At 74.3% G+C, this 24,534-nt stretch carries 21 protein-coding genes; 6 read left to right on the top strand and 15 right to left on the bottom strand.

Annotated elements, in window-relative coordinates:
• Positions 1-8: 8 nt before the first annotated feature.
• Positions 9-4,163 (top strand): FxSxx-COOH system tetratricopeptide repeat protein, encoded by a 4,155-nt coding sequence (gene fxsT / locus FXF68_RS03725; RefSeq protein WP_148757469.1) that lies wholly within the window; start codon positions 9-11, stop codon positions 4,161-4,163.
• On the opposite strand, the gene FXF68_RS03730 is transcribed toward fxsT, so the two are convergent.
• Entirely contained in the window at positions 4,128-5,423 is a 1,296-nt protein-coding gene (locus FXF68_RS03730) for an aKG-HExxH-type peptide beta-hydroxylase (protein ID WP_342787108.1), read from the bottom strand. The genes fxsT and FXF68_RS03730 overlap by 36 nt on opposite strands.
• Positions 5,424-5,809: 386 nt before the next feature.
• Here FXF68_RS03730 and FXF68_RS03735 point away from each other — a divergent pair, with 386 nt between their 5' ends.
• Positions 5,810-6,643 carry an effector-associated domain 2-containing protein gene (locus FXF68_RS03735; protein WP_148757471.1) on the top strand — a complete coding sequence of 278 codons (834 nt, stop codon included), beginning with the start codon at positions 5,810-5,812 and terminating at the stop codon, positions 6,641-6,643.
• Between the two features lie 29 nt (positions 6,644-6,672).
• Here FXF68_RS03735 and FXF68_RS03740 read toward each other — a convergent pair whose 3' ends face one another.
• From FXF68_RS03740 to FXF68_RS03750, 3 genes are all read right to left on the bottom strand, one after another.
• Positions 6,673-6,858, bottom strand: a complete 186-nt coding sequence (locus FXF68_RS03740) for a hypothetical protein (RefSeq protein ID WP_148757472.1) — start codon at positions 6,856-6,858, stop codon at positions 6,673-6,675.
• A gap of 117 nt (positions 6,859-6,975) precedes the next feature.
• A complete protein-coding gene (locus FXF68_RS03745; RefSeq protein ID WP_148757473.1) occupies positions 6,976-7,803 on the bottom strand; it encodes an acetate uptake transporter family protein in 828 nt (275 codons plus the stop codon).
• A 186-nt stretch (positions 7,804-7,989) separates the two neighbouring features.
• Entirely contained in the window at positions 7,990-8,400 is a 411-nt protein-coding gene (locus FXF68_RS03750; RefSeq protein ID WP_187437697.1) for an STAS domain-containing protein, read from the bottom strand.
• Between the two features lie 121 nt (positions 8,401-8,521).
• Here FXF68_RS03750 and FXF68_RS03755 point away from each other — a divergent pair, with 121 nt between their 5' ends.
• Positions 8,522-8,767, top strand: a complete 246-nt coding sequence (locus FXF68_RS03755; RefSeq protein ID WP_148757475.1) for a DUF2630 family protein — start codon at positions 8,522-8,524, stop codon at positions 8,765-8,767.
• 25 nt (positions 8,768-8,792) lie between these two features.
• Here the strand turns inward: FXF68_RS03755 and FXF68_RS03760 are convergent, their stop codons facing one another.
• From FXF68_RS03760 to FXF68_RS03780, 5 genes are read right to left on the bottom strand one after another with little or no spacing between them, the layout of a single operon-like run.
• Positions 8,793-10,850 carry a xanthine dehydrogenase family protein molybdopterin-binding subunit gene (locus FXF68_RS03760; protein WP_148757476.1) on the bottom strand — a complete coding sequence of 686 codons (2,058 nt, stop codon included), beginning with the start codon at positions 10,848-10,850 and terminating at the stop codon, positions 8,793-8,795.
• Entirely contained in the window at positions 10,847-11,821 is a 975-nt protein-coding gene (locus FXF68_RS03765) for an FAD binding domain-containing protein (RefSeq protein ID WP_148757477.1), read from the bottom strand. The genes FXF68_RS03760 and FXF68_RS03765 overlap by 4 nt, the downstream gene beginning before the upstream one ends.
• Positions 11,818-12,363, bottom strand: a complete 546-nt coding sequence (locus FXF68_RS03770; protein ID WP_187437698.1) for a (2Fe-2S)-binding protein — start codon at positions 12,361-12,363, stop codon at positions 11,818-11,820. The genes FXF68_RS03765 and FXF68_RS03770 overlap by 4 nt, the downstream gene beginning before the upstream one ends.
• 31 nt (positions 12,364-12,394) lie before the next feature.
• Entirely contained in the window at positions 12,395-13,270 is an 876-nt protein-coding gene (locus FXF68_RS03775; protein ID WP_148757479.1) for a Cgl0159 family (beta/alpha)8-fold protein, read from the bottom strand.
• Positions 13,271-13,303: 33 nt separating this feature from the next.
• Positions 13,304-13,702, bottom strand: a complete 399-nt coding sequence (locus tag FXF68_RS03780; protein ID WP_148757480.1) for a phage holin family protein — start codon at positions 13,700-13,702, stop codon at positions 13,304-13,306.
• 131 nt (positions 13,703-13,833) lie between these two features.
• Between FXF68_RS03780 and FXF68_RS03785 the strand changes: the two genes are divergently transcribed.
• Positions 13,834-16,032 carry a terpene synthase family protein gene (locus FXF68_RS03785; protein WP_148757481.1) on the top strand — a complete coding sequence of 733 codons (2,199 nt, stop codon included), beginning with the start codon at positions 13,834-13,836 and terminating at the stop codon, positions 16,030-16,032.
• On the opposite strand, the gene FXF68_RS03790 is transcribed toward FXF68_RS03785, so the two are convergent.
• Positions 15,993-19,490 (bottom strand): WD40 repeat domain-containing protein, encoded by a 3,498-nt coding sequence (locus tag FXF68_RS03790; RefSeq protein WP_187437699.1) that lies wholly within the window; start codon positions 19,488-19,490, stop codon positions 15,993-15,995. The two genes, FXF68_RS03785 and FXF68_RS03790, sit on opposite strands and share 40 nt — an antisense overlap.
• A 152-nt stretch (positions 19,491-19,642) precedes the next feature.
• Positions 19,643-20,218 (bottom strand): riboflavin biosynthesis intermediates N-glycosidase, encoded by a 576-nt coding sequence (locus FXF68_RS03795; RefSeq protein ID WP_148757483.1) that lies wholly within the window; start codon positions 20,216-20,218, stop codon positions 19,643-19,645.
• A gap of 170 nt (positions 20,219-20,388) precedes the next feature.
• Here FXF68_RS03795 and FXF68_RS44365 point away from each other — a divergent pair, with 170 nt between their 5' ends.
• Together FXF68_RS44365 and FXF68_RS03800 are read left to right on the top strand one after the other, a co-directional pair.
• Positions 20,389-20,511 (top strand): hypothetical protein, encoded by a 123-nt coding sequence (locus FXF68_RS44365; RefSeq protein WP_255220377.1) that lies wholly within the window; start codon positions 20,389-20,391, stop codon positions 20,509-20,511.
• A gap of 146 nt (positions 20,512-20,657) precedes the next feature.
• Entirely contained in the window at positions 20,658-21,410 is a 753-nt protein-coding gene (locus tag FXF68_RS03800) for an aminoglycoside adenylyltransferase family protein (RefSeq protein WP_148757484.1), read from the top strand.
• 44 nt (positions 21,411-21,454) lie between these two features.
• Here FXF68_RS03800 and FXF68_RS03805 read toward each other — a convergent pair whose 3' ends face one another.
• The 4 genes from FXF68_RS03805 to FXF68_RS03820 form a co-directional block, all read right to left on the bottom strand.
• Entirely contained in the window at positions 21,455-22,366 is a 912-nt protein-coding gene (locus tag FXF68_RS03805) for a hypothetical protein (RefSeq protein WP_148757485.1), read from the bottom strand.
• Positions 22,367-22,457: 91 nt separating this feature from the next.
• Positions 22,458-23,519, bottom strand: coding sequence for a galactose-1-phosphate uridylyltransferase (gene galT / locus FXF68_RS03810; protein WP_148757486.1), 1,062 nt, complete (start codon positions 23,517-23,519; stop codon positions 22,458-22,460).
• 10 nt (positions 23,520-23,529) lie between these two features.
• Positions 23,530-24,174, bottom strand: a complete 645-nt coding sequence (locus tag FXF68_RS03815; protein ID WP_148757487.1) for a GTP-binding protein — start codon at positions 24,172-24,174, stop codon at positions 23,530-23,532.
• Positions 24,155-24,532, bottom strand: coding sequence for a DUF742 domain-containing protein (locus FXF68_RS03820; protein ID WP_148757488.1), 378 nt, complete (start codon positions 24,530-24,532; stop codon positions 24,155-24,157). Before FXF68_RS03820 ends, FXF68_RS03815 begins: the two co-directional genes overlap by 20 nt.
• Positions 24,533-24,534: the final 2 nt, after the last annotated feature.

The following is a 24,534-nucleotide window of genomic DNA, read 5'->3' on the forward strand; positions in this document are numbered from 1 at the left end:
TCCGCCGGTTGATCGAGGCGCTGGAGGCGCTCGATCCGCAGCCCACCGCCGAGGAGATCGCCGACGCGCTCTGGCTCGCGCGGCTCGCGCCCGCGGCGGAGCCCGCCGCCGCGCGGCCGCCCGCGCCGCCCGGTCCCGAACCGGCGCGCGACGCGCCGCCGCCCGCCGTCCTGGAGCCGCCGGACGCGGGCCTCGCCGCGCCGCCCCGGCCGGCCCGTCCGGCGGCGGCGTCGCCGCAGGCCCGGCTGCACGTCGGGGGGACGGCGCGGGCGGCGGGCGACCCGGTCCGCGCCCCGGCGGCGCCCGCGATCCCGCGCGCGCTGAGCCTCGCCCGCGCGCTGCGCCCGCTGCGCGGCCGGTCCTCGTCCCGGACGGTGGAGCACCTCGTCGAGGGCGCGACGGCGCAGCGCATCGCGGAGACCGGGATCTGGGAACCGGTCATGGAGCCCGCCCCGGAGCGGTGGCTCGACCTCGCGCTCGTCGTGGACGGCAGCTCGTCCATGGTCGTCTGGACGCGCCTCGCCGCCGAGCTGCGCACGCTGATGGAGCGGCTCGGCGCGTTCCGGGACGTCCGCGTGTGGCGGCTGAACGCCGACGACGGGACGCTCGTGCTGCGCACCGGGGAGGCGTCGTCCGGGCCGGGGCGCAGCCCGGACGAGCTGATCGACCCGACCCGCCGCCGCGTCGTCCTCGTCTTCAGCGACTGCATCGGCCGGGCCTGGGGCGACGGGCGGGCCGCCGCCGTCCTGGAGCGGTGGGCGCGGACGGCCCCGGTGGCGATCCTCCAGCCGCTGCCGCAGCGGCTGTGGTGGCGGTGCGCGGCGGCGGCCGAGCCCGTCTGGATCGGCGCGGACCGGGCGGGGCAGCCGAACGACCGGCTCACCGTCCGGCCGCGCGGCGGGCTCGGCGTCCCGCCCGGCGTCGCGGTCCCGGTGATGGAGCTGGAGCCCCGCTGGCTGCGCCCGTGGGCGGAGCTGGTCGGCGACGGGACGGGCCCGACCGCCGCCGTCGCCGTGTTCACCGGCGCGCCGCCGGTCCGGGACGTCCCCGGCGACGCGGACGAGGACGGCGACCGCCCCGCCGACGAGCGGGTGAAGCGTTTCCGCGCCGCGTCCTCGCCGACGGCGTTCCGGCTCGCGCGCTACCTCGCGGCGGCGCCGCTGCGGCTGGAGGTGATGTCGCTCGTCCAGCAGGCCACGCTGCCGGAGTCGACCTCGGCGCACCTGGCGGAGGTGTTCCTCGGCGGCCTGATGCGCCGCGCCCGCCCGGGCGTCGACCCGGACGGGGTCGAGTACGAGTTCCACGACGGGGTGCGCGACGTCCTGCTCAGCGGGCTCGGACGGGCCGAGGCGCTCGGCGTCCTGCGGAGCGTGTGGGAGGTCGTCCGGGGGCGGTGGGGCTCGGCGCAGGACTTCCCCGCGCTGCTGCGGGCCGTCCGGGAGGGCTCCGAGGACCTCCGCCAGGACCCGCCGTTCGCGCAGGTCGCGGCGCGGGTCCTGGCCCGGCTCGGCGGCCGGTACGCGCGGCTCGCCGAGCGGCTGGCCGAGGTGGCGGAGGGCGCGGCGGCGGAGGGCGCGGCGCCGACCGGTCCGCCGTCCGCGAGCGAGGGCGCGGGCCGGGACGAGCCCGACGACGGCGCTCGCGACGCCCCCGCCCCGCTGCTCGGCGGCGGCCTGCCGTCGCGCAACCCCGACTTCACCGGCCGCGACACGCTGCTCCGCGACGTCGGGACGAAGCTGTCCACCGCCGTGACGTCGCTCCTCCCCGCCGACCCGCGGCGGCTCGGCGGGCAGGGCAAGTCGCAGCTCGCCGTCGAGTACGCGCACCGCCACGCGGCCGACTACGACCTCGTCTGGTGGGTGCCCGCCGAGCAGATCACGCTGGCCAGGTCGTCGCTCGCCGACCTGGCCCGGCGGCTCGGCACGCCGCTGAGCGACGACGTGAACCGCACCGTCGAGCGGCTCCTGGACGCGCTGCGCGCCGGCCGCCGGCACGGGCGCTGGCTGCTCATCTACGACAACGCCGCCGACCCGGACGAGATCGTCCCGCTGATGCCCGTCCGGCGCGACGCGGCCGAGGGGCCGCTGACGACGGCCGTCCCCGGCGGGCACGTGCTGGTCACGTCCCGGGACCGCCGGTGGGCCGAGCGCACCGCCGCCGCCGACGTCGGCGTGTTCGAGCGCGCGGAGAGCGTCGCGCTGCTCTGCCGCCGCGCGCCCGGCCTCACCCCCGCCGACGCGGACCGGCTCGCCGAGCGGGTCGGCGACCTGCCGCTCGCGGTCGAGCAGGCGGCGGCGTGGCAGGCCGTCACGGGCCGTCCGAGCCGGGAGTACCTGCGGCTGCTGAACCGCAGGCTGCGGCGGGCGCCAGGGACGACCCCGTCCCTCGACTATCCAGCGGAGCTGGCCGCCACGCTCGGCCTCGCCTTCGAGCGCCTGCTGGAGGACTCCCCCGCCGCCGGACGCCTCCTGGAGCTGTGGGCGTTCTTCGGCCCCGAGCCGGTCGCGCGCGGGCTGCTGTCGGCGGGCGCGGCCGACAACACGCTCCCCGACGAGTTGCGCGCGACGCTCGCCGACACCGACCTGCTCCGCCGCGCCATGTCCGACATCAACCGCTACGCCCTCGGCCGCTACGACGCGGGGACGTGCAGCCTCCAGGTCCACCGGCTCGTCCGGGCGATGCTGCAGGACAGGCTCGCCGACGACGAGCGCGGGGCCGTCCAGGAGCGGGTGCACCGGATCCTCGCCGCCGCCACCCCGCGCACCCCGCCGGACGACGAGACCACCTGGGAGATCCGCGCCGAGATCGCCCCGCACGTGCTGCCCGCCGGGGTGATCGACGGCGCGTCCACCGAGGTCCGGGGGGTGGCGCTGGACCAGATGCGCTACCTCTACCTGCTCGGCGACTTCGAGGGCAGCCGCGCGCTCGCCGAGACCGCGCTCGCCCGCTGGCGGCCGGAGCTCGGCCCCTACGACGAGTCGGTGCTGATCGCGGGCCGCGAGCTCGGCACCGTGCTGCGCGCCCTCGGCGACCTCACCGCCGCGAACGCGCTGAACGCCGACATCCACCGGCGGACGACCGAGCGGTTCGGCCCCGGCCACTCGACCACGATGCGCGCCGCCCGCAACGTGGCCGCCGACCGGCGGCTGCGCGGGGCGTTCCGGCAGGCGCTCGACCTCGACCAGGACACGCTGCGCCGGATGGCCCGGCTGTTCGGGAGCGGGCACGTCGAGACGCTCCGCGTCGCCAACAACGTCGGCATCGACCTGCGGCTGCTCGGCGAGTTCGAGAAGGCGCGGCGGATCGACGCCGACTCCCTCGACCAGCTGCGCGCGAGCCTCGGGCCGCGCAACCGCAACAGCCTGCTCGCGATGAGCCAGCTGTCCCGCGACCTGCACGGGCTCGGCGACTACGGCGCGGCGGCCGCGCTCCAGCGGGACGCGCTGACGATCATGCGGGAGACGCTCGCGTCCGACCACGCCTTCGTCCTGCACACCGAGATGAGCTACGCCGTCGCGCTGCGCAAGCTCGGCGCGCACGCGGCGGCGCGGGCGCTCGCGGAGGACACGCTGCGGCTGCACCGGCAGCGCTACGGCGACGACCACCCGGACACGCTCGCCGCGCGGCGCGTGCTCGTCCAGGCGTACCTCGCGACGGGGGACGCGCGCAGCGCCCACCGGCTCGGCGAGACGGCCCTCGCCGGGCACCGCGACGTCCTCGGCATGGACCATCCGTTCACGCACGCCTGCGCGGCGGACCTCGCGACGGCGCTGCGCGAGTCGGGCGACCACGAGGGGGCGCGGGTGCTCGACGACACGTCCGCGCACGCGCTGCGCGAGAGCCTCGGCGCCGACCACTACTTCGCGCTGTGCTGCTCGGTCGGCCTGGTCAACGACCTGTTCCACATGGGGCGGCTGGAGGCGGCCCGCATCCGGTCCAACGAGACGCTGGAGCGGTTCCGGGCACGGTACGGGCCGGGCCACGTCTACGCGCTGGCGTCCGCCCACAACCACCAGGTGATCCGCGCCGCGCTCGGCCTGGAGGGGGACGGCGGGGAGCCGGTCCGGGCGCTGGCGGACGCGCTCGGCGCCGGCCATCCCGACGTGCGGGCGGCGGAGAGCGGACGGCTACTCGACTGCGACATCGCCCCGACGCCGCTCTGAGGCGTCCCAGCGCGGCGCGACCGGCGAGGCGTCGCCGGGCACCGCCGGGGCCAGCCACCGGGCGACCTCCACCGGATCGGGCGAGGCGCCCTTGTCCTGGACGATCCGCAGGTAGACGGCGGCGACGACCTCGGGACGGGCGGCGAGCGTCCGCGCCGCGTCGTCGCGGCCGCGGCCCAGCAGCGAGAGCGCGAGCCCGGCCCACGGCTCGGGACGCTCCGGCTCCGCCGCGATGAGCGCCCGGTAGGACGCGATCGCGGCGTCGTGCCGTCCCCGCACCTGCGCGAGGTCTGCGGCCGGTTCCCCCTGCGCGGCGAGCCGGGCGAACGCCGCCGGGTCGCGCAGCGACAGCGCCCGCAGGTCCGAGCGCGCGCCGGGCGTGCCGGGACGGACGTCGGCGGGCAGCAGCGAGGCGGCCGCCACGGCCGGGCCGGGGTCGGCCGACGGCCAGCGCGCGGCGGCGCGGCGGACCTCGTCCGGGTCGGGGCGAAGGTTGCGGAGCCGCCAGACGAGGGCGTGGTCGGCGGCGGTGCTCTCCGCCTGCCGCCGCGCGATGGTGGGCGGCGAGACGTCGGCCCACCGGTCCAGGGACGCGCGCATGCCCGCGACGAACCGCTCGCCCGCTTCGGTGAGGCGGCCCGAGGCCGGCAGCCGTCCGATCGCGTACGCGGTCTGCTCGCGCCACAGCGCGAACGCGTACTCGCCGTACGCCGCGTCGCCGCCCGTCAGCCGCCCGCGCCGCCGTCCCCAGAACGCGGTCACGCCGAGGTAGGCGTAGGCGCCCTGGAGCAGGCCGCCGAGCGGGCGGGGATCGTCGCGCCACGGCGAGTAGTGCCGCTCGCCCGGCCGGTCCGCGTACAGCGGGACGCTGCCGAGCAGCGAGCACAGCTTGACGTGCTGGAACTCGTGGACGAGCGACTCCGCGAACAGCAGCGCGTCGCGCGGCCGGGTGATCGCGACGGCGCCGAAGGCGTCCGCGCTGGTGGCGCTGAGGCCCCGCCGCCCGCCCTGCCCGCTCTGCCCGCCCTGCCCGTCGCGGGTCGCCAGCGGGACGAGCGCGTTCAGCCCGGCGGCCATCGCGGCGGCCCGACCGGGGTCGTCGGCGGCGATGAAGCGCCAGGCGCCGTCCAGGGTGCGCCGCCAGGCGTCGGCGGCGGCGCCGTCCAGCCGGTCGGCGGGCCCGAGCCGGTGGTTGTCCCGGTAGGGGTCGAGGTCGTCGAGATGGACGTCGAGCGTGCTTTCCCCAGCGGTGACCGACAGTCGGCGTAACCCGGACCACGGCGGGCGCGGTGAACGACAGCCCCGCCCGGACGCCCGCCGCGACGGCCACGTTCGCGAAGTGCGCCAGGTCGGGCCCGGCGGCGTCCGCCGAGCCCTCGCGCAGCCGCCGCAGGTGTCGTCCCTGCATCATCCCTGCCCGCCTACGGTAGTGCGCGGTGGCGCTTGCCGGGACGACCGAAAGGCAGCAGAGTTGAGACCGGGGGCCTGACGACGACGGAGGGACCAGCGGGCCTATGACGCCGGACGAACCTGTTCGTCGCGAGGGGGCTCGCGCCGGATGGCGTCCCTCGGGGCACTGCGTCATCGTCGGATGCGACATCGCGGGCTTCGGGGACGCGGACCGGAGCGACGACATCCGGCGGCACATGCGCGACGCCCTGTACACGCGGTTGGAGACGAGCCTCGCGGCCGGAGGGGTCTCCTTCGCCGACTCCTACTGGGAGGACCGCGGGGACGGCGTGCTCCTCGCCCTGCCGCCCGACGTCCCCGTCGAACCGCTGCTGGTCGACGTCGCCGACACGCTGCGCGCCGAACTGGCCCGCTACAACAAGGTCGCCGCGGACATCGCCCGGATCAGGCTGCGGGTGTCGGTGCACACCGGCGACGCCGAGTTCGACGGGCGCGGGCTCGTCGGCGCGGCCGTGAACCACGCCTTCCGGATCCTGGACGCGCCCGCCTTCAAGGAGGCGCTCCGCGAGTCGGGCGCGTGGTTCTCGCTGATCGTGTCCGAGCGGGTCTTCGAGGAGGTCGTCCGGCGCGCGGCGGGACGGATCGTCCCGGACGACTACCGGCGCGTCGACGTCGCCGTCAAGGAGACCGACGCCTCCGCGTGGATCCGGATCCCGGGGGCCGCCGCCCCGGTCGCGCGCGCTCCGCTGGACGTGGCGACGACCTCGCCGCCGCTCGCCGGGGAGCCCGCGCCGGACCGGCCGACGATCTTCACGCTGGTGGACCGGATGCTGGACGTCCCGCTGCTGGGCTCCGCGCAGGGCCGCGAGCGGGTCGTCGGCGCGCTGCGCCGGGACATCGCGGGGGCCGTCTCCCGGCAGGCCGAGGCGCGTCTCGACTGCTTCGCCATCCTCATGACCTGCCTGGACTATCCGGGCGGGCTGAAGGAGCTGGTCGACGTGACCAAGGGGCTGGCCGGGGAGTCGCTGTCCGTCCACCGCCTGGAGCAGGCCATCGCCCAGTTCCTCTGAGCGAGCCTCCGAGGCGGGTCAGGGGCGGGTCAGGGGTGCTCGGTGCGGAGGTGGTGGTGGAGGGTCGAGAGTTCGAGATGGGCCTGGTGGCAGCGCACACAGGCCCAGATGCCGCTGGGGATCGTGACGCCGCGCTCCGCCGCGTCGTCACGCGCGCACAGCAGCGTGTAGCTCTGGACGAGGCGCCGCCACGTCCGCCGGACCGCCGATGACATTCCCGCTCCCCTTCCGAGCCGTTCCGGGGGTGCGGAGGGTCGTCCCCTCCGCTTGAGCTGTTCCCCAGGATCGGCCCAGCATAGGGCAACGGGAATGTCAAGGCGAAACGCCGGAGATCACTGGCCGATCCGGACCCCGGGCTCGCCCATGCGGTACTCGAGCGGCCTCGTCCCGCGACGCCCGGGGACGTTGCCCGCGACGCGCGTCTTGAAGGTCGGCAGGATGGTCCGGCCGAAGGTGTTCTCCATCATCATCGCGGCGGCCACGTACAGGGCCAGGACGGCGCCCGCGACGAACAGCCAGCCGCCGACGTGCACGGCCCAGGTGGACGGGGTCCAGTAGCCGGCCGCGGTGAACCCCGAGCCGACCGCGAGACACGCCAGCAGCAGCGAGAACATCAGGTTCGCGCCGAGCGCCGCGAGGGCCGCCAGCCCGCTGATCACCGCCAGGGCCACCCACCAGAAGGCGAAGCCCTCGCGGAGGCTGCCGATGGTGGGCACCAGCGCGACCGGGACCGCGGCGATGCTGACGAGCATGAAGAAGAAGCCCCAGCCGAGAAAGAACGCCCCCCACATGCCGTGGACCGCGGTGGCCAGGCCGTCCCGCGCCCGGTAGGCCCACATGCCCGCCAGGAACTGGGCGAGGCCGCCGAAGGTCAGCACGAACGGCCACAGGATCAGCGGCGTGGCGGCGTTGCCGTACCAGCCGGCCTGCCAGGCGCCCACCATCATGAACGCCCCCGCGAGCCCGAACAGCCCGAGGATGGACGGCGCCGCGATGGGCGTCAAGGAGATTCGCGTCCTGTCCTCCCACAGGGCGTGCTCGCCCGGCAGGTCGCCCCCGCGATGGCCCGGGGCCACGGTCGTGGCGCCCTCGGCGGGCTCGGCCGCCCCGGCGTGCTCGTGGGACACCGGCGTTTCCGCGCGCTCTCTACGCCTTACCATGAGATCCCCCTCTGGAATCGAGAGCTGTAGACCCCTCCTAACCGGGCTTTAGTGGATCAAACTGCCCCAGACCGGATGTTGATGGATATATCCGGCAAATGATTCGGGCCTTTGCCGAATGGCGAGAAAGGCATGGCGAACCGATTACCCGCCGGGTGGTCCGAGCGGCCTTTTCGCCGGTCGCGTTCAGGCGCGGGGACGGCAGTGGATGCGCAGGCCGGGTGTGTCGCTCCAGCCGATCAGCCCGAACAGCTTGTCGAGGTGCGTCGACACCGCGTGCAGGACGAGCATCCGCCCCTGCTCGTGCAGCTCGCCCGCGGCCAGCGTGAAGGCGCGCAGACCCGCGACGTCCACGAAGTCGACGGCGCCGAGGTCGATGTGGACGTCCCCCGCCCCGCGGGCGCGGGCGCCGCGCACGGCGCGCGTCACGTCCGAGGAGTTCGAGACGTCGATCTCCCCGGCCATCAGCAGCCACGGGGACCCGGTCGCGGCGGCGATGCGCAGCAGCGCCGTGTCGTGCTCGACGATGTCGCACGGCACGCCGCGCTCGCCGGGCTCGGTGCCGCCCTCGCCTTCGGTGATCCGCCAGACCGTCATCCGCTCCTCGCCTCGGACCGGGGGCGCCACTACCGTGTGCGGCTCCGTATATGCAAGGCTCTCATCTGTCGGCCCCTCCTGAGCCCTACCGGGCCGGAAAACCACGATCGGGAGCCATTTCATGGACGAGAAGGCGATCCTGGAACGTATCAACGAGTTCATCGAGGAGGAGCACGCGCTGCGGCAGTCGCACGAGCGCGCCGAGACCAGCAATGCGGACGCGCAGCAGCGGCTCCGCCGGCTCGAAGTGGCGCTCGACCAGTGTTGGGACCTGCTGCGCCAGCGCCGGGCGCGCATCGCGGCCGGTCAGAACCCGGACGACGCGCACGTCCGTCCCGCCGGGGAGGTCGAGGGCTACCGGCAGTAGGGCCCGCAGGCAGGATCGCGCCCGGTCAGAGGTGCGGCAGGAGCCTCGCCGGGGTGATCGGCAGGTCGCGGACGCGGACGCCCGTCGCGTGGTGGACGGCGTTCCCGACGGCCGCCGCCGCGCCCACGATGCCGATCTCGCCGATCCCCTTGGACCCCATCGGGTTCAGGTGCGGGTCGGACTCCTCCACCCAGAACGCGTCGACGTCGCGGACGTCGGCGCAGGACGGCACGTGGTACTGCGCGAGGTCGCGGTTGAGGTAGTCGCCGAACTCGCCGTCCATGACGCTCTCCTCCATCAGCGCCATGCCGATGCCCATCGTCATGCCGCCGATGAACTGGGAGCGGGCGGTGAGCGGGTTGAGGACGCGCCCGACCGCGAACACGCCGAGCATGCGGCGGACGCGGATCTCGGCGGTGTCGGCGTCCACCTCGACCTCGGCGAACTGGGCGCCGAACGCGTGGCGGGCGTACTCGTCCCGGTCCTTGACCTCGGCGGACGTGTCGGCCGACGCCTCCAGCCCCTCGGGCGGGACCTCGCCGTTCAGCCTGCCCCGCAGGGACTCGCAGGCGCGGACGACGGCCGTCCCCCAGCTCGCAGTCCCGGACGAGCCGCCCGCGACCGACGCGCGCGGGAACGCGCTGTCCCCGATCTCGACCGTGACCCGGCCGATGTCCTCCTTGAGCGTCTCGGCGGCGATCAGGGTGAGCGCGGTGCGGGCGCCGGTGCCGATGTCGGCGGCGGCGATGCGGACGGTAAACGTCCCGTCCGGCTCCGCGCGGGCGGTCGCCCGGCCGGGCTGCATGTAGGCGGGGTAGGTGGACGCGGCGACGCCCGTCCCGACGAGCTTGCGGCCCTCCAGGCGCACGCCGGGGGCGGGGTCGCGTCCGGCCCAGCCGAAGCGGTCGGCGCCCTCCTGGAGGCAGGCGACGAGGTTGCGGGAGCTGAAGGGCAGGCCGCTCTCCGGCTCCCGGTCGGTGTCGTTGCGGACGCGCAGCTCCACCGGGTCGACGCCGGTGACGACGGCGAGTTCGTCCATCACCGATTCCAGCGCGTACATGCCGGGGGTCTCGCCGGGGGCGCGCATCCAGGACGGGGTGGGGACGTCCAGGGCGACGAGCCGGTGCGACGTCCGCCGGTGCGGCGCCTGGTACATGGTCCGGGTCGGTGTCGCCGTCTGCTCGGCGAACTCCCTGACCGTGGACGTCTGCTCGAACACGTCGTGGAGGATGGCGTTGAGGCGTCCGTCCGGGTCCGCGCCCAGCCTGACCCGCTGGACGGTCGGCGTCCGGTAGCCGGTCGTCGCGAACATCTGCTGCCTGGGGACGGCGAACTTGACGGGACGCCCCGTCACCCGCGCCCCCATCGCCGCCACGACGACATTGGGCTTGGGCATGCCCTTGGAACCGAACCCGCCGCCCACGTGCGGGGCGATGACACGTACCTGCGCCGGGTCGAGACCGAACACTTTCGCGATGGTCGACTGGACGGCCGACGTGCCCTGGGTCGAGTCGTAGAGCAGAAGGGACCCGTCCTTGTCCCAGAGGGCGAGCGTCGTGTGCGGCTCCATCGGATTGTTGTGCTCGGCGGGGGTCGTGTAGGTGACGTCCACGCGCACCGCCGAATCGGCGAACGCCGTCTCCGGTTCGCCTAGCTCGGTGTCGGTGGGGAAGACGGGATTCACCTTGTCGGGCTTGTAGAGACCGGGGTGGTCGGTGCGGAGCCTTACGTCGGGCTCCTCAGCCGCGTACTCGACCCGGACCAGACGTGCCGCCTCCCGCGCGGTTTCGAGCGTCTCGCCTATGACGGCCGCGACGAACTGTCCGCGGTAGGAGACCATCCGGGACTGGAACAGCGCTAGCTCGCCGTCTGCCTCGCTGTCCACTCGCGGCGCGTTCTCATGAGAAAGGACGGCGAGTACCCCAGGAAGGCTCTGCGCCGCCTCGACGTCGACGGACAGGACCTCGCCTCGTCCGACACTCGCCTGCACTGCCGCCGCATACGCGACGTTCTCCACGGGATACTCGAACGCATAACGCGCGGCACCCGTGACCTTCTCCCGACTCTCCAGACGCTCCGTCATAGTGTGTCCTCCAGTTCAGTGAGCGTCTGGACGATCAGGTTGCGGGCTAGCGGGACCTTGTAGGCGTTGTCGCGTAGTGGCTCGGCCTCGGCCAGTTCGGCGTCGGCGGCGCGGCGGAACGCGTCGGGCGTCGCGAGTGCGCCGCGCAGCTCCTCCTCGGCGCGGCGGGCGCGCCAGGGCTTGTGGGCTACGCCGCCCAGCGCCAGCCGGACGTCGCGCACGAGGCCGCCGACCACGTCCAGGGAAGCGGCTATCGAGACCAGCGCGAACGCGAATGACGCACGTTCCCTGACCTTCCGGTACCGGGACGGCATGCCGGGCGGCGGGACCTCCACCGCCGTGATGAGGTCGCCCGGTTCGAGCACGGTGTCGCGCTCCGGTGCGTCACCGGGGAGCCGGTAGAAGTCTTCGATGGGGACGACGCGCGCTCCGGCGCGACCCCTGATGTGCACCAGCGCGTCGAGCGCGGCCAGGGCCACGGCCATGTCGGACGGGTGCGTCGCCACGCATGCTTGCGAATGACCCAGGATCGCCAGGTTGTGGTGCTCGCCCTCTATGGCCGGACATCCGCTTCCGGGGTCTCGCTTGTTGCACGGCTTGGCGATGTCCTGGAAGTAGGAGCAGCGGGTGCGCTGGAGGAGGTTGCCGCCGACCGTCGCCAGGTTGCGTATCTGTCCGGACGCCCCTGCCAGGACGGCCTGCGCCAGCATCGGGTGCCCTTCGCGGACGGTCCGGTCGGCGGCGAGCGCGCTGTTGGTCACGGCCGCGCCGATGAGGACGCCGCCGTCCGGGTTCAACTGGATCTGGTCGTACGGGAGGTGCGCGACGTCCACGATCCTGGTCGGGGTCTCCACGCCGAGGCGCATCAGGTCCACCAGGTTGGTGCCGCCGCCAAGGTAGTAGGCGTCGCCGTTGTGGCGGTTGAGGGCGTCCTCAGCGCTGGTGGCGCGCTCGTAGGTGAACGGCCTCATGCCTCCGCCGCCTCCCTGCTCCGAGCCCCCGCGCGTACGGCGGCGACGATGCCGACGTAGGCGCCGCACCGGCACAGGTTGCCGCTCATCCGTTCGCGTATCTCGTCGTCGTCCAGGACGGGTTCGGCGCTGACGTCGGCTGTCGCCGCGCTGGGCCAGCCTTGGTCGACCTCGTCCAGCATGCCGGTCGCGGAGCAGAGCTGGCCGGGCGTGCAGTACCCGCACTGGAAGGCGTCGTTCTCGATGAACGCCTCCTGGACGGGGCTGAGCCGCTCGCCGTCCGCGAGTCCCTCGACCGTGACGACCTCGGCCGCGTCATGGGCGACGGCCAGGGCGAGGCAAGCGTTCGCGCGGCGTCCGTCTAGCAGGACGGTGCACGCGCCGCACTGCCCGTGGTCGCAGCCCTTCTTCGAGCCGGTGAGCCCGATGTCCTCGCGCAGGACGTCCAGCAAGGACGCGCGGGTGTCGACGTTGAGCCGGTGTTCGCGTCCGTTCACGACCAGGGTGAGGTCGGCGTGCACCGGGATGGCTTCGCTGTCCATGCCCGGGCCCCTACCCGGGATCGCCCGCCGATCACAGGGGTTCGGCGGCTCGCAGGAGTTCGGCGGCCGCGTCCACGGCGGCGCCCACATCTCCGTCGCGCGGGTACAGCAGCGACCGTCCGGCGACGACGCCCCGCACGCCGGGCGTCCGGAGGGCGCGCCGCCAGCCGTCCAGCGCCGGGCCCGGATCGCCGGACGCGTCGCCGCCGAGCAGCAGGACGGGCAGCGTCGTCGCCGCCACGACCCGCTCGACCTCCGCCACGACCGGCAGGCCCAGCCACGTGTACGCCGAGGTGACGCCGAGCCCGGACGCGACCGACACCGCCCGGATCATCGCCTCGGGCGACAGCAGGTTCCGCGCGTGCCCCTCGACGCGGTGCGACACGTACGGCTCGACCAGGGCCATCAGCCGGTGCGCCGCCAGCGCCGTCACCGCGTGGGCGCAGCCCTCCAGCGTCCGGGCGGTGGCGGGATCGGAGTCGTCAATGCGGAGGAGCATCTTGCCGCCGTCCAGGCGGGACGCAGCGATCGCCCGCGCGTCGTAGGCGGTGAAGCGGTCGTCGATCTCGAACGACGTCCCGGCCAGACCGCCCCGGTTCATCGAGCCGATCACGACCTTGCCGTCCAGGACGCCCAGCAGCAGCAGATCCTCGATCACGTCCGGCGTGCCGAGCACACCGTCCACGCCGGGACGCTCCAGCGCCACGCACAGTCGGTCGAGCAGCTCGCCGCGGTCGGCCATCGCCACCGGGTCGCGGCCCACCCCAAGCGTGCCGCGGGCGGGCTGGTCCGCCGCGACGAGCAGCAGCCGCCCGGACGGCCCGTCCCGGCGCGCCCGCGCCGCCGCGGCCTCGGCGATCGCCTCCGGCCTGGCGGCCCGCACGCCGGCGAGCTCACTGATCCGCACGCCGCCGAGTCTGGTGACGTCCGCGGCCCGGTGTCAATCCGACCGGTCGCGCAGCGTCGGCAGCTCGGTCCCGGTGAGCACCTCCGCGAGCTGGCGCGCCGTCTCGGAGGGCAGGGGCGCGGGCTGCCCGCGCCATTTCCGGGACGCGGCCAGCGCCGCCGCGCCCGCGCCGCCGCCGTACACGGCCGCCGCCACGAGCGCCGCCAGCTCGGGCGGCAGCTTCCGCTCCAGCAGCAGGACGTTCATCCGGTACGTGGCGGCCGTCGCCAGCATCCCGAACGCCCCGGCGACGACGCCCAGCCGCAACGCCGGGACGCGCCGCCTGGCCTTCTCCAGCATCTCCTGTTGCGCGGCGTCGGCGACCCGCCGGGCGATCAGGAGGTTCTCCTCCAGCGGGTCGCCGGTCCGCGCGGGATCGCGCGACTCCTTCATGACCACGCTTTACCCAGGGCTTTGCCGAAGAATCGGGAGAGCACAATGTCACCGTTCGTAACTTGTCGACTGCGGTAGGTTGCGTTCCCGGTAGTCCCGGAGGATCCCGACTCCGACAGAGAGGCCGGTCCATGCAACCGTTCGAGCTGCCCGACTTCTACGTCCCGTATCCCGCCCGGCTGAACCCGCATCTGGAGGGCGCGCGGTCGCACACCGTGGCCTGGGCGCGCGAGATGCGGATGCTGGACGACGCCCGCGACCCCGGCACTCCCGACGTGTGGACCGAGTCCCAGCTCGAAGCGATGGACTACGCCCTCCTCTGCGCCTACACCCACCCCGACTGCGACGCCACCGAACTCGACCTCGTCACCGACTGGTACGTCTGGGTGTTCTACTTCGACGACCATTTCCTAGAGGTCTTCAAGAAGCCGCAAGACCAGGAGGGCGCCCGCGTCTACCTCGACCGGCTCCCGCTGTTCATGTCGCTCGACCCGCCCGAGCCCCGCAACGCCGTCGAGCGCGGGCTGGCCGACCTGTGGGCGCGCACCGTCCCGGCCAAGTCGCAGGCGTGGCTCGCCCGCTTCTCCGAGAGCACGCTCAACCTGCTGCGCGAGTCGCGGTGGGAGCTGTCCAACATCAGCACGGGGCGCATCCCGAACCCGGTCGAGTACGTCGAGATGCGCCGCAAGGTCGGCGGCGCGCCCTGGTCCGCCGACCTGGCCGAGCACGCGGCGGGCATCGAGGTCCCCGAGCGCGTCGTCGGGACGCGGCCGCTGCGCGTCCTCAAGGACACCTTCGCCGACGGCGTCCACCTGCGGAACGACATCTTCTCCTACCAGCGCGAGACCGAGTCCGAGGGCGAGATCAACAACTCCGTCCTGGTGATGGAGCGGTTCCTGCACGTCGTCCCGCAGGTCGCCGCCGACACGGTCAACGACCTGCTGACGTCCCGGCTCCGCCAGTTCGAGAACACGACGGTCACCGAGCTACCGCACCTATTCGAGGACCATCGCCTGAAACCCGTGGAGCGGGCGAGTGTGTCCGCCTACGTGAAGGCGCTCCAAGACTGGCAGTCCGGATGCCACGAATGGCACCTGCGCTCCAGCCGCTACATGAACAAGAAGAAGCCGATCGGAATGTCGGCGACACGGATCCCCGCGCTGCTGAGGTCCGCGCGGATCAGCCTGCCGCACGTCCCCTACCAGCGGGTGGGGCCGACGCCGCTGCCCGACTTCGACGTCCCCTACCCGGCCCGCGTCAACCCGCACCGCGCCGCCGCCGGGCGCAAGACCGTCGAATGGTGCCGCGACATGGGCATGTTCGCCCCGCAGCCGCGCCTGCCCGACCCGATCTGGAGCGCCGAGTCGGTCACCGGAATGGCGCTGGAGATCTGCGGCGCGTCCCTCGCCCCGGACGCCTCCCCGGACGCCCTCGACCTCGCCGTCCAGTGGCTGGCCTGCGGAACCTACGGCGACGACTACTTCCCCGCCGTGTACAACCGCGACCGCGACATGGGCGGCGCGAAACTGTTCGCCGCCCGCGCGTCCGCGTTCATGCCGCTCGACTGCGGCGTCGCTCCCGCCCCGGAGAACGCCTTCGAGACCGCCCTCGGCGACGTCTGGCGGCGCACCGCCGAACCGATGACCCACGACGGCAGGCGCGAGTTCCGCGCGGCCGTCGAGCACATGGTCGAAAGCTGGCTCTGGGAGCTGAACAACCACCTCCAGTCGCGCATCCCCGACCCCGTCGACTACATCGAGATGCGCCGCCGCACCTTCGGCTCCGAGCTGACGATCGCCCTTGCCCGGATCGGGCGCGCCCACGAGATTCCCGCGCACGTCTTCGAGACCCGCACCCTCCGCGAGATCGAGGCGTCCGTCATGGACGTCGGCTGCCTCATGAACGACTGCTTCTCCTACCAGAAGGAGATCGAGTACGAGGGGGAGCTGAACAACGGCGTCCTCGCCGTGCAGAACTTCTTCGGCTGCGGACGCGACGAGGCGCTGCCCATCGTCAACGACCTCATCACGTCCCGCCGCCACCAGTTCGAGCAGCTCGCCGAGCACGAGCTCCCGGCCCTCTGCGACGAACTCGGCCTCGGCACGACCGCCCGCACCGCGCTGGCCTCCTACCTCGACGAGCTGCGCGACTGGATGGCGGGCATCCTCAAGTGGCACCGGGAGAGCGACCGCTACCACGAGCGGGCGGCGCCGCGCCCGCGCGTCCCGTCACCGTCCGGGCTCGGCACCTCGGCCTTCCGCCTGGCCGCGGGCGCCGGCTCGGCGCGCGCTCAGGCCGGGGACGGCTCGCCCTCCGGCGCGGGCCGCTGAGCGGGGATCATCAGGGTGTGGCGCTCGTCGTCGGTGAGCCGCCGGAAGACCCGGCCGCGCGCCCGCTCGACGAGCGCCGCGCCGTCGGTGACCGCCTCCCACACGCGCAGCGTCCGGTCCGCGGACGCGGTCGCGAGGCGGCCGCCGTCCGGCGACCACGCCACGTCCAGCACCTCGTCGTCGTGGACGGCCGCGACCGACAGCTCCCGCCCGGTCTCCGGCTCCCAGATCCGGACCGTCCGGTCCATCGACGCGGTCGCGACCCGCGACCCGTCGGGCGACCACCGCACCGACCACAGCCAGCCGTCGTGCCCGGTCAGCACCGACACCTCCGCGCCGTCCACGGCGTTCCAGACCTGCACCTCCGAGTCGCCGCACAGCGCCGCGACGAACCGCCCGTCCGGCGACCACGCCATCGTCCGGACGGCGCTCTTCGGCACGTTCAGCACCATGAGCTGCAGGCCCGTCCGCGTCTCCCAGACCCGCACGGTGCCGTCGGCCGACCCGCTCGCGAGGCGCTCGCCGTCCGGCGCCCACGAGACCGCGCGGACGGTGTCGCCGTGCCCGCGCAGCACGAGCGGCTCCCCGCCGTCCCGCCAGCGCCGCACGAGGACCGTCCGGTCGTCGGACGCCGAGGCGAGCCGGTCGCCGTCCGCCGACCACGCCACGGCCCGCACCCAGTCGTCGTGGTCGGCCAGGACGGCCAGCTCCGCGCCGTCCGCGCTCCAGATCCGCACCGTGCGGTCGCGGGACGCGGTCGCGACGCGCGCGCCGTCCGGCGACCACGCCGCCGCCCACACCGCGTCCGTGTGCCCGCGCAGGACGCGCGGGCCGCCGGCCGCCCAGATCCGCGCCGTCCGGTCGTCGGACGCCGTGACCAGCACTCCCGCCGCCGACCAGTCGACCGCCGACACCGCGCCCTCGTGGCCGCGCAGCACCTCGGTCTCCGCGGCGCGCTCGGCGTCCCAGAACCGGACGGTCCGGTCGTTGGACCCGCTGGCCAGCCGGTCGCCGTCCGGCGACCACGCCACCGCCCGCAGCGGCTCGCCGTGCCCGCGGAACACCGCGAGCTCGGTGCCCTCCGCCGCCGACCACAGCCGGATCGTGCGGTCGTGCGACGCGGTCGCGAGCCGCGCGCCGTCCGGCGACCAGGCGATCGACCACACCAGGTCGGCGTGGCCGCGCAGCACGGGGCCAGACGCGCCGGACTCGACGTCCCAGACGCGGCCCGTCCGGTCGTAGGAGCAGCTCGCCAGGCGCTTCCCGTCCGGCGACCAGACGGCCGTGCGGACGGTGTCCTCGTGCCCTTCCAGGACGGCCGTCTCCCGGTGGGTCTCCGCGTCCCAGATCCGGATCGTGCGGTCGTCGGAGGCGCTGGCCAGGCGCGTGCCGTCCGGCGACCAGGCCACGTCCCGGACCCAGCCGCCGTGGCCGGTGAGGGTCGCGGTCGCCGTGCCGTCCGCGGCGTCCCAGATCCGGACGTCCCCGTCGCGGGACGCGGTCGCGACGCGCGCGCCGTCCGGCGACCAGGTCACGCCCCAGAGCATGTCCCGGTGCCCGCGCAGGACGGCGACGCGGGCGTGCGCGGCGGCGTCCCACACGCGCGCCGTCCCGTCGTCGGACGCGGACGCGAGGCGCAGTCCGTCCGGCGACCACGCCACCGCCACGACCGGGCCCTCGTGCCCGCGCAGCGCGGCCACCTCGGCGCCGGTGGCCGCGTCCCAGACGCGCACCGTCCGGTCGGACGACGCCGTCGCCACCAGGGCGCCGTCCGGCGACCAGGCGACGGACCAGATCCGGTCCTCGTGGCCGCGCAGCACGCCCCGCACCCGGGACACCGCGAGGGCCGCCGACAGCGCCCGCCGCGCCAGCGGCGTCGGCGCGCACTCCTCGTGCGCGGCGAGCGCCAGCAGCAGGCTGCGCTCCGGGTCGGTGCGGAAGCCGGTGAGCGCCTGCCGGGCGATCGAGTCGGCCAGCCGCCGCATCGCGACGCCGTCCGAGCGGTGCGAGATCTCGACGAACTCGGCGGCGAGCGGCTCGACCGCGGCGAGGCCCGCGGCCTCCGCGACCCATTTGCGCGCCCCGGCCAGCCGGTCGCCGCGCAGCAGGTACGCCTCCTGGCGGCCGTAGCGGTCCCACTCGGCGGCCCACTGCTCCAGGTCGGCGATGCGGCGCAGCGTCTCGGCGTGCAGCGCGATCGTCTGCCGCAGCGGCGCCCACGCGGAGAACAGCGCCTCGTGCGAGACGTCGAACACGGCCTGCTCGCCGTCGCGCCCGCTGGTGCACAGCCGTTCGCGGACGAACGCGTCCACGACGAGGCGGGCGGGCCCGTCCAGCTCGTCCGCCGCGACCCGCCGCCGGGTCGGCCGCCCCTCGGTGAACTTGACGAACCTCAGCAGCGTCGGCAGGACGGGCGGCGCCGGGTCGAGCGCCTCCAGCTCGGCCAGCAGCCGGTCGGCCCGCCGGGTCAGCGCGCCGTCGACGCCGCCCGTCCGGCGGTAGTCCTCGGCGGTGACGGTGCCGTTCCGTCCGACGTGCAGGTACAGCTCGTGCAGCAGGTAGGCGAGCAGCGGCAGGGCGGTGCCGTCGCCGGTGTCGTCGGCCATCTGCGCGACGAGCTCCGGCGGCTCGAACGTCAGGCCCGCCCGCTCCGCCGGTTCGCGGATCACCGTCCGCAGCGCCGCCCGGTCGAGCGCGGTGACCGCGAACGGGTGCCGGAACATCTCGGCGAACGCGCCGCTGAGGAACGTCGTCAGGAACTCGGCCCGGAACACGAACACGACCCACAGCTTCGGGTCGGCGCCGAGGGCGTCGCGGACCATGCCGAGGAAGGCGTCGTCGTCGCCGCCGAGCGTGAGGATCTCCTCGGCCTGGTCGATGACGATCAGCACCGACCTGTTGCGGCGCCCGCGGCGCAGCGAGCCGAGGTAGCGGCGCAGCCGCCGCGGGTCGCGGCGCAGCTCGTCCGCGATGACGTCCGCGTCCGGCGCGTCGGAGCCGAGGGCGTCGGCGATGCTGTAGGCCAGCGACCGGAACGGGTCGTCCTCGGGCGTCATCGGTGGCAGCACAAGCCAGCGGCGCTGCTGCTCGACGCGCGGCAGGACTCCGGCGTGCAGCAGCGACGACTTACCCACGCCGGACGGCCCGGTCACCGCGATCGACCGCGGCTCGCCGCCCGGCCGGAGCCGCTCGACGAGCTCCTGGATCTCGGCGTCGCGTCCGAAGAAGACGCCGTCGTCGTCCTCGGTGAACGCGTCCAGCCCAGGATAGGGGGACCGCTCGTTCTTCCAGGTCGGCCGCGCCAGATTCCGCCGTTCCTGCCCCTTCTCCCAGGCCAGGACGACCGGGATCAGCAACATGCACAGGATGATGACGGGCAGCGCCCATTTCTGCACGACGTGCGTCGTCTGCGGCGAGACCTGCAATGCCAGGCCCAGCAGCGCCACCAGCAGAATCATCAAATAGCCGGGAAAGACAGGACCCTGCCGGCGCCCCCGCATACACATCCTCCGAGCCGGAAACACGCACGAACCGCGCGCCATGCTACTTGCGCGTCACCCGCTGTACATCAGCCGGCACCGCCACACCTCACCCTCGGGAGACCCGATGGTCATTCCCTGGGCAGATCCGAGCCGAGTGAATCGCGGACGGTCATCAGGGCGAAGCCGAGGAGGTTCAGGCCCCGCCACTCCGCCGGGCGCTCGGCGCGGGGGTCGTCGGCGGCCAGGCCGATGCCCCAGACGCGGTCCAGGGGGCTCGCCTCGACCAGGACGCGGTTCCGCGTGCCGACGAGGTATTCGCGCAGTTCTTCGTGCTGCCCGAACTTCGCCTCGTTGCCCTTGACGACAATGGCGACCCGGGCGTCCCGCCAAGCGTCGTCGTCGAAGCCTCGGACCCGCCGTCCGAGATCTTTCGCCTCGCTCGGATGGGACGCGGCGACGATCGCCTCCGCCGTTTCCGCGTCGCCGAAGAGGCGGGCCTTCTCCGCCATCATGTAGTGCTCGGCGGTCGCGTAGACGGTCCCGTCCACGGTGAAGGCGGCGAGCCACCATTGGCTGAGATAGCCCGGCCCCGGCTTCTGATGGCCCCAGAAGAACAGGTATTTCACGCCGCCCGCCTCGGCGGCCGGGATCAGTTCCGCCACCGACCGCGCCGAAAGGGCGTCACGCCGTTCGCTGTCCACCATGGCCGGCATCCTTTCTTCGCCCCGGGAATCAACGGACCGCGACGGTGGTTGAAAGGTGCGCCGCGGCCCGCGCGGGGGCACGCGGTCTAGACCATTTTGCGGAACCGGGTCCGGGGTCGGGAACATTTCCGTGTTCGCGGCCCGGCCGAATCAGGAGGACAGTACCGAAGATGAGCACCCCTCTGGCGAACCCTCGTCGCACCAAGATCGTCGCGTGGCCCGAGCGGCGCCCGGCGGAGCAGGACGCGGAGCGTCCCGCCGAGGCGGAGGCGAGAGAGGGAGCCGCGCATTGACGGCCGTCCGGCCGAATAGATCGGAGCCCGCCCGGGACGCGCGGGCGGGCTTCGCGTTTCCGCCGTCCCGCGAGCGCCGACGCGTGCGACCTGTGGCTCCGCGCGTCCGGCGGTAGCGTCCGCGGGGACGGGAAGGGGGGCGGCATTTGACGCAGACGGAGACCGTCGTCCGGCTCGTCCGGGACGTGTTCGGCGACGACGCCGTGGGCGCCTACCTGCACGGTTCGGCCGTGCTCGGCGGGCTCGGCCCGCACAGCGACCTGGACGTCCTCGCCGTCGTGAAACGGTCGATGACAGACGCCCAGCGCCGGATTCTCAGCGGATGGCTGCTCAAAGAATCGTGCTATCCGGCGCGCGGCGAGAAGCGTCCGGTGGAGCTGACCGTGGTCGTCCAGGACGTGATCCGGCCGTGGCGTTTCCCGCCGGAGTGCGAATTCCAGTACGGCGAATGGCTGCGCGACCAATTCGAGCGCGGGTGGACGTCGCCGCCGGGCCCGAGCCCCGACCTGGCCCCGCTGCTCACCATGGTCCTGTTCGGCGGCGTGGCGCTGTTCGGGCCCCCGCCCGGCGAGGTGCTCGATCCCGTCCCGCAGGGCGACCTCGTCCGCGGGATGACCGCCGAGATCCCGGGCCTCCTCGCGGAGCTGGAGACGGACACGCGCAACGTCGTCCTGACGCTGGCGCGCGTCTGGGCGACGGCGGCGACGGGCGAGATCCGCGCGAAGGACGCCGCCGCCGACTGGGCGCTCGACCGGCTGCCGGACGAGCACCGTCCCGTCCTCGCCCGGGCCAAGTCGGTCTACCTGGGGCGGGAGGGCGACCGCTGGGACGACCTCCGTCCCCGGCTACGGCCGTTCGCGGACCATCTCGTCGGCCTGATCGGGCACGCGGGCGGCTAGGAGCGCAGGCGGCTAAGGACGCAGGCGGCTGAGGACGCGGGCGGCTAGGGGCGCAGGCGGGCCGTGTAGAGGCCGTCGTCGGTGGCGGCGAGGAGCGTCCCGTCCGGGCTGAGGGCCAGCTCGGCGACCGGGGCCGGGACCTTGACGTCGTGGGACGGCGTGGAGTCGTCGGTGTCCCAGGCGAGGATCGTGCAGGGGTCGTCGTCCAGCGCGGCGGCGACGAGGAGCGAGCGGCCGGCCCCCGCGGCCGCCACCGGACGGCACGGCCCGGGGACGGTGAGGACCGCGACCCAGTCGCCGTTCAGGCACCGCACGTGCAGCGCGTTCCGCGCCGGCTGGACGAGCACCGGCCCCCGCGCGGACGCGGCCAGCACCACGTCGCCGAACGGGAGGGCCGCGATGTCCTCGCCGCGCTCCACGTCCAGGACGAGGACGTCGGCCTCACCGGCGAGGGCGACGAGCGGGCCGGACGCGGGCGCCGCGTGCAGGATCGAGCGGTCGATGGCCGTGCCGTGGCCGAGCCAGAGCGCGAACTCCGCGAGCCGGTCGCCGGACAGCGCGTCCCAGACGGCGACGCGCGCGTCGTTCGCCGGGCCGAACACCGCGACGACCGCGCCGCGGCCGCCGTGCGCGGCGAGGCCGAGCATGTCGGGCTGGCCGTCGATGACCAGCTCGTGCCCGGTGCCGGGACGCTGGACGTGCACGCGGTCGCGGTGCGTCCAGGCCACGATCGGGGTGTCCGCGACGGGGACGCCGAACGTCCAGTCGGCGCGGTCCGCAGGGAAGTCGGGGATCGGCGGGCCGAGCACGGCGCGCGCCACGAGGTCCAACACGAGACCGGCGTTGGCGCCTTGACCGGCCTGGGAGGCGAACGCCAGCGCGGTCCCCCCGGACGCCGCGGCGACGCCGTCGAACGAGCCGTCCGCCAGCGGGGACGCCAGCACGCTTTCGGGCATGCGAGGGAGGGTAGGGCACCGGACGGAGATCGTTCCGCGAAGTGGCGAAACCGTGCCCGTCCGGTGGGCGCGCCGAGTGGATCGAATCGTGCTAGGCGGCCGGTTCACCGGCGGCGCGGAGCCGTGCCGCCGCCTCCTCGGGCGGGACGTCGTTGATCCACGCCCCCATGCCCGACTCCGACCCGGCCAGGTACTTGATCTTTCCGGCGGCGCGCCGGACGGAGAACAGCTCCAGGTGCAGCCGGACGAGGTCCCGCCCCTCCCCGACCGGCGCCTGGTGCCAGCCCGCCACGTACGGGAGCGGCGCGGCGTAGAGGGCGTCGCAGCGGCGGAGCAGGTCGCGGTACAGGACGGCCAGCTCGTCGCGCTCCGCCGGGCCGAGCGCGGCGAGGTCCGGGACGTGCCGGTGCGGCGTCAGGTGCACCTCCACCGGCCAGCGCGCGGCGGCGGGGACGTAGGCCGTCCAGTGCCCGCCCGCCAGCACCACGCGCGGGCCGTCCCGCTCGGCCGCCAGCACGTCGCCGAACAGGCCGGGCCGCGCCGCCGCCATCGCGAGCGTCCGCCGGGTGCGCGGCGGGACGAACGGGTACGCGTAGATCTGCCCGTGCGGGTGGTGCAGCGTCGCGCCGATCTCGGCGCCCCGGTTCTCGAAGACGTAGACCTGCTCGACGTCCGGACGCGCGGACAGTTCGGCGGTGCGGTCGGCCCAGGCGTCCACGACCGTCCGGACGCGGGACACCGGCAGCGTCGCCGGCGACGCGGAATGGTCGTCGGTGTAGCACACGACCTCGCAGCGTCCGGCGCCGCGAGTGCGCTCGACGCCGTCCGGGGCCGCCGCCGGGACGGGCGGGGTGCGCGCGTCGAACGACGGGAACCGGTTCTCGAACACCGCGACGTCGTAGGCCGGGTCGGGGACCTCGGACGCGGGCCCGCCCGGGCACAGCGGGCACCGGTCGGCGGGCGGCAGGAACGTCCGGGCGTTGCGGTGCGCGGTGATCGTGACGTGGTCGCCGGTCAGCGGGTCGCGCCGCACCTCGCAGACCGGCTCGACGGGCGGCAGCCCGCGCGGGTCGGGGACGGGCGTCCGGCCGGGCGCCTCGTCGTAGTAGACGATCTCGCGGCCGTCCGACAGCCGAGCGCGGGTCCGGTGCACGACCGGGACCCTACAGCGCGGGGGTGATGTGCCCCGTCTCGGCCTCGTGCACGGCCAGCAGGTGCTTGACGAGCGTGGTCAGCACGTCCTTGCCGGACGTGCGGTCGCGCACGTCGCAGAGCACGACGGGCGTCTCCGGGACGAGGTCGAGCGCCTCCCTGATCTCGTCCGGGGTGTAGTCGTAGCCGTCGTCGAAGCAGTTCACGGCGATGACGAACGGCAGGCCGCGGTTCTCGAAGTAGTCGACGGCGGGGAAGCAGTCGGCGAGGCGGCGCGTGTCGGCCAGCACGACCGCGCCGAGCGCGCCGTAGGACAGCTCGTCCCACATGAACCAGAACCGGTCCTGCCCGGGCGTGCCGAACAGGTAGAGGATGAGGCCGTCGCGGATCGTGATGCGGCCGAAGTCCATCGCGACCGTGGTGGTGGTCTTCTGCTCGACGCCCTCGGTGTCGTCGACGCCGACGCCGCGGTCGGTGAGCAGTTCCTCGGTCTGGAGCGGGCGGATCTCGCTGACCGACCCGACCAGCGTCGTCTTGCCGACCCCGAACCCGCCCGCGACGAGGATCTTCACCGCCACCGGGACCGCCCCTTCGGGGGCGGGCGGATCCCCGGCGGCCTCGTCGGAGCGCGCGACCTCAGAGCGCTTGGAGACCATGGAGCACTTCCCTCAGCAGACGTTCCTTGGAGAGCGTGCTCTCCGGTCGGGGGCGGGTCGCGGTGATCAGCCGGTGGTGCAGCAGGTCGCCGAGCAGCACCCGGACGACGACGAGCGGCAACCGCAGCCGCGCGGCGATCTCCGCCACCGGTTGCGGCTGCACGCACATCTCCAGGATGTCGAAGTGCTCGGGCCCGATGCCGGGCGCGCCGCCGCGGGGCCGCGCCGCCGTCGAGATGATCGTGATCATGTCGAACGCCTCGCCGGTGGCGGGGCGGGCGCGCCCGCGCGTGAGCGCGTACGAGCGGACGATGGGCCCCGCCTCGTCATCGAGCCATTCGCTGCCAGGACCGGTCATCG

It is taken from the genome of Actinomadura decatromicini (assembly GCF_008121305.1).
Lineage (GTDB): Bacteria > Actinomycetota > Actinomycetes > Streptosporangiales > Streptosporangiaceae > Spirillospora > Spirillospora syzygii.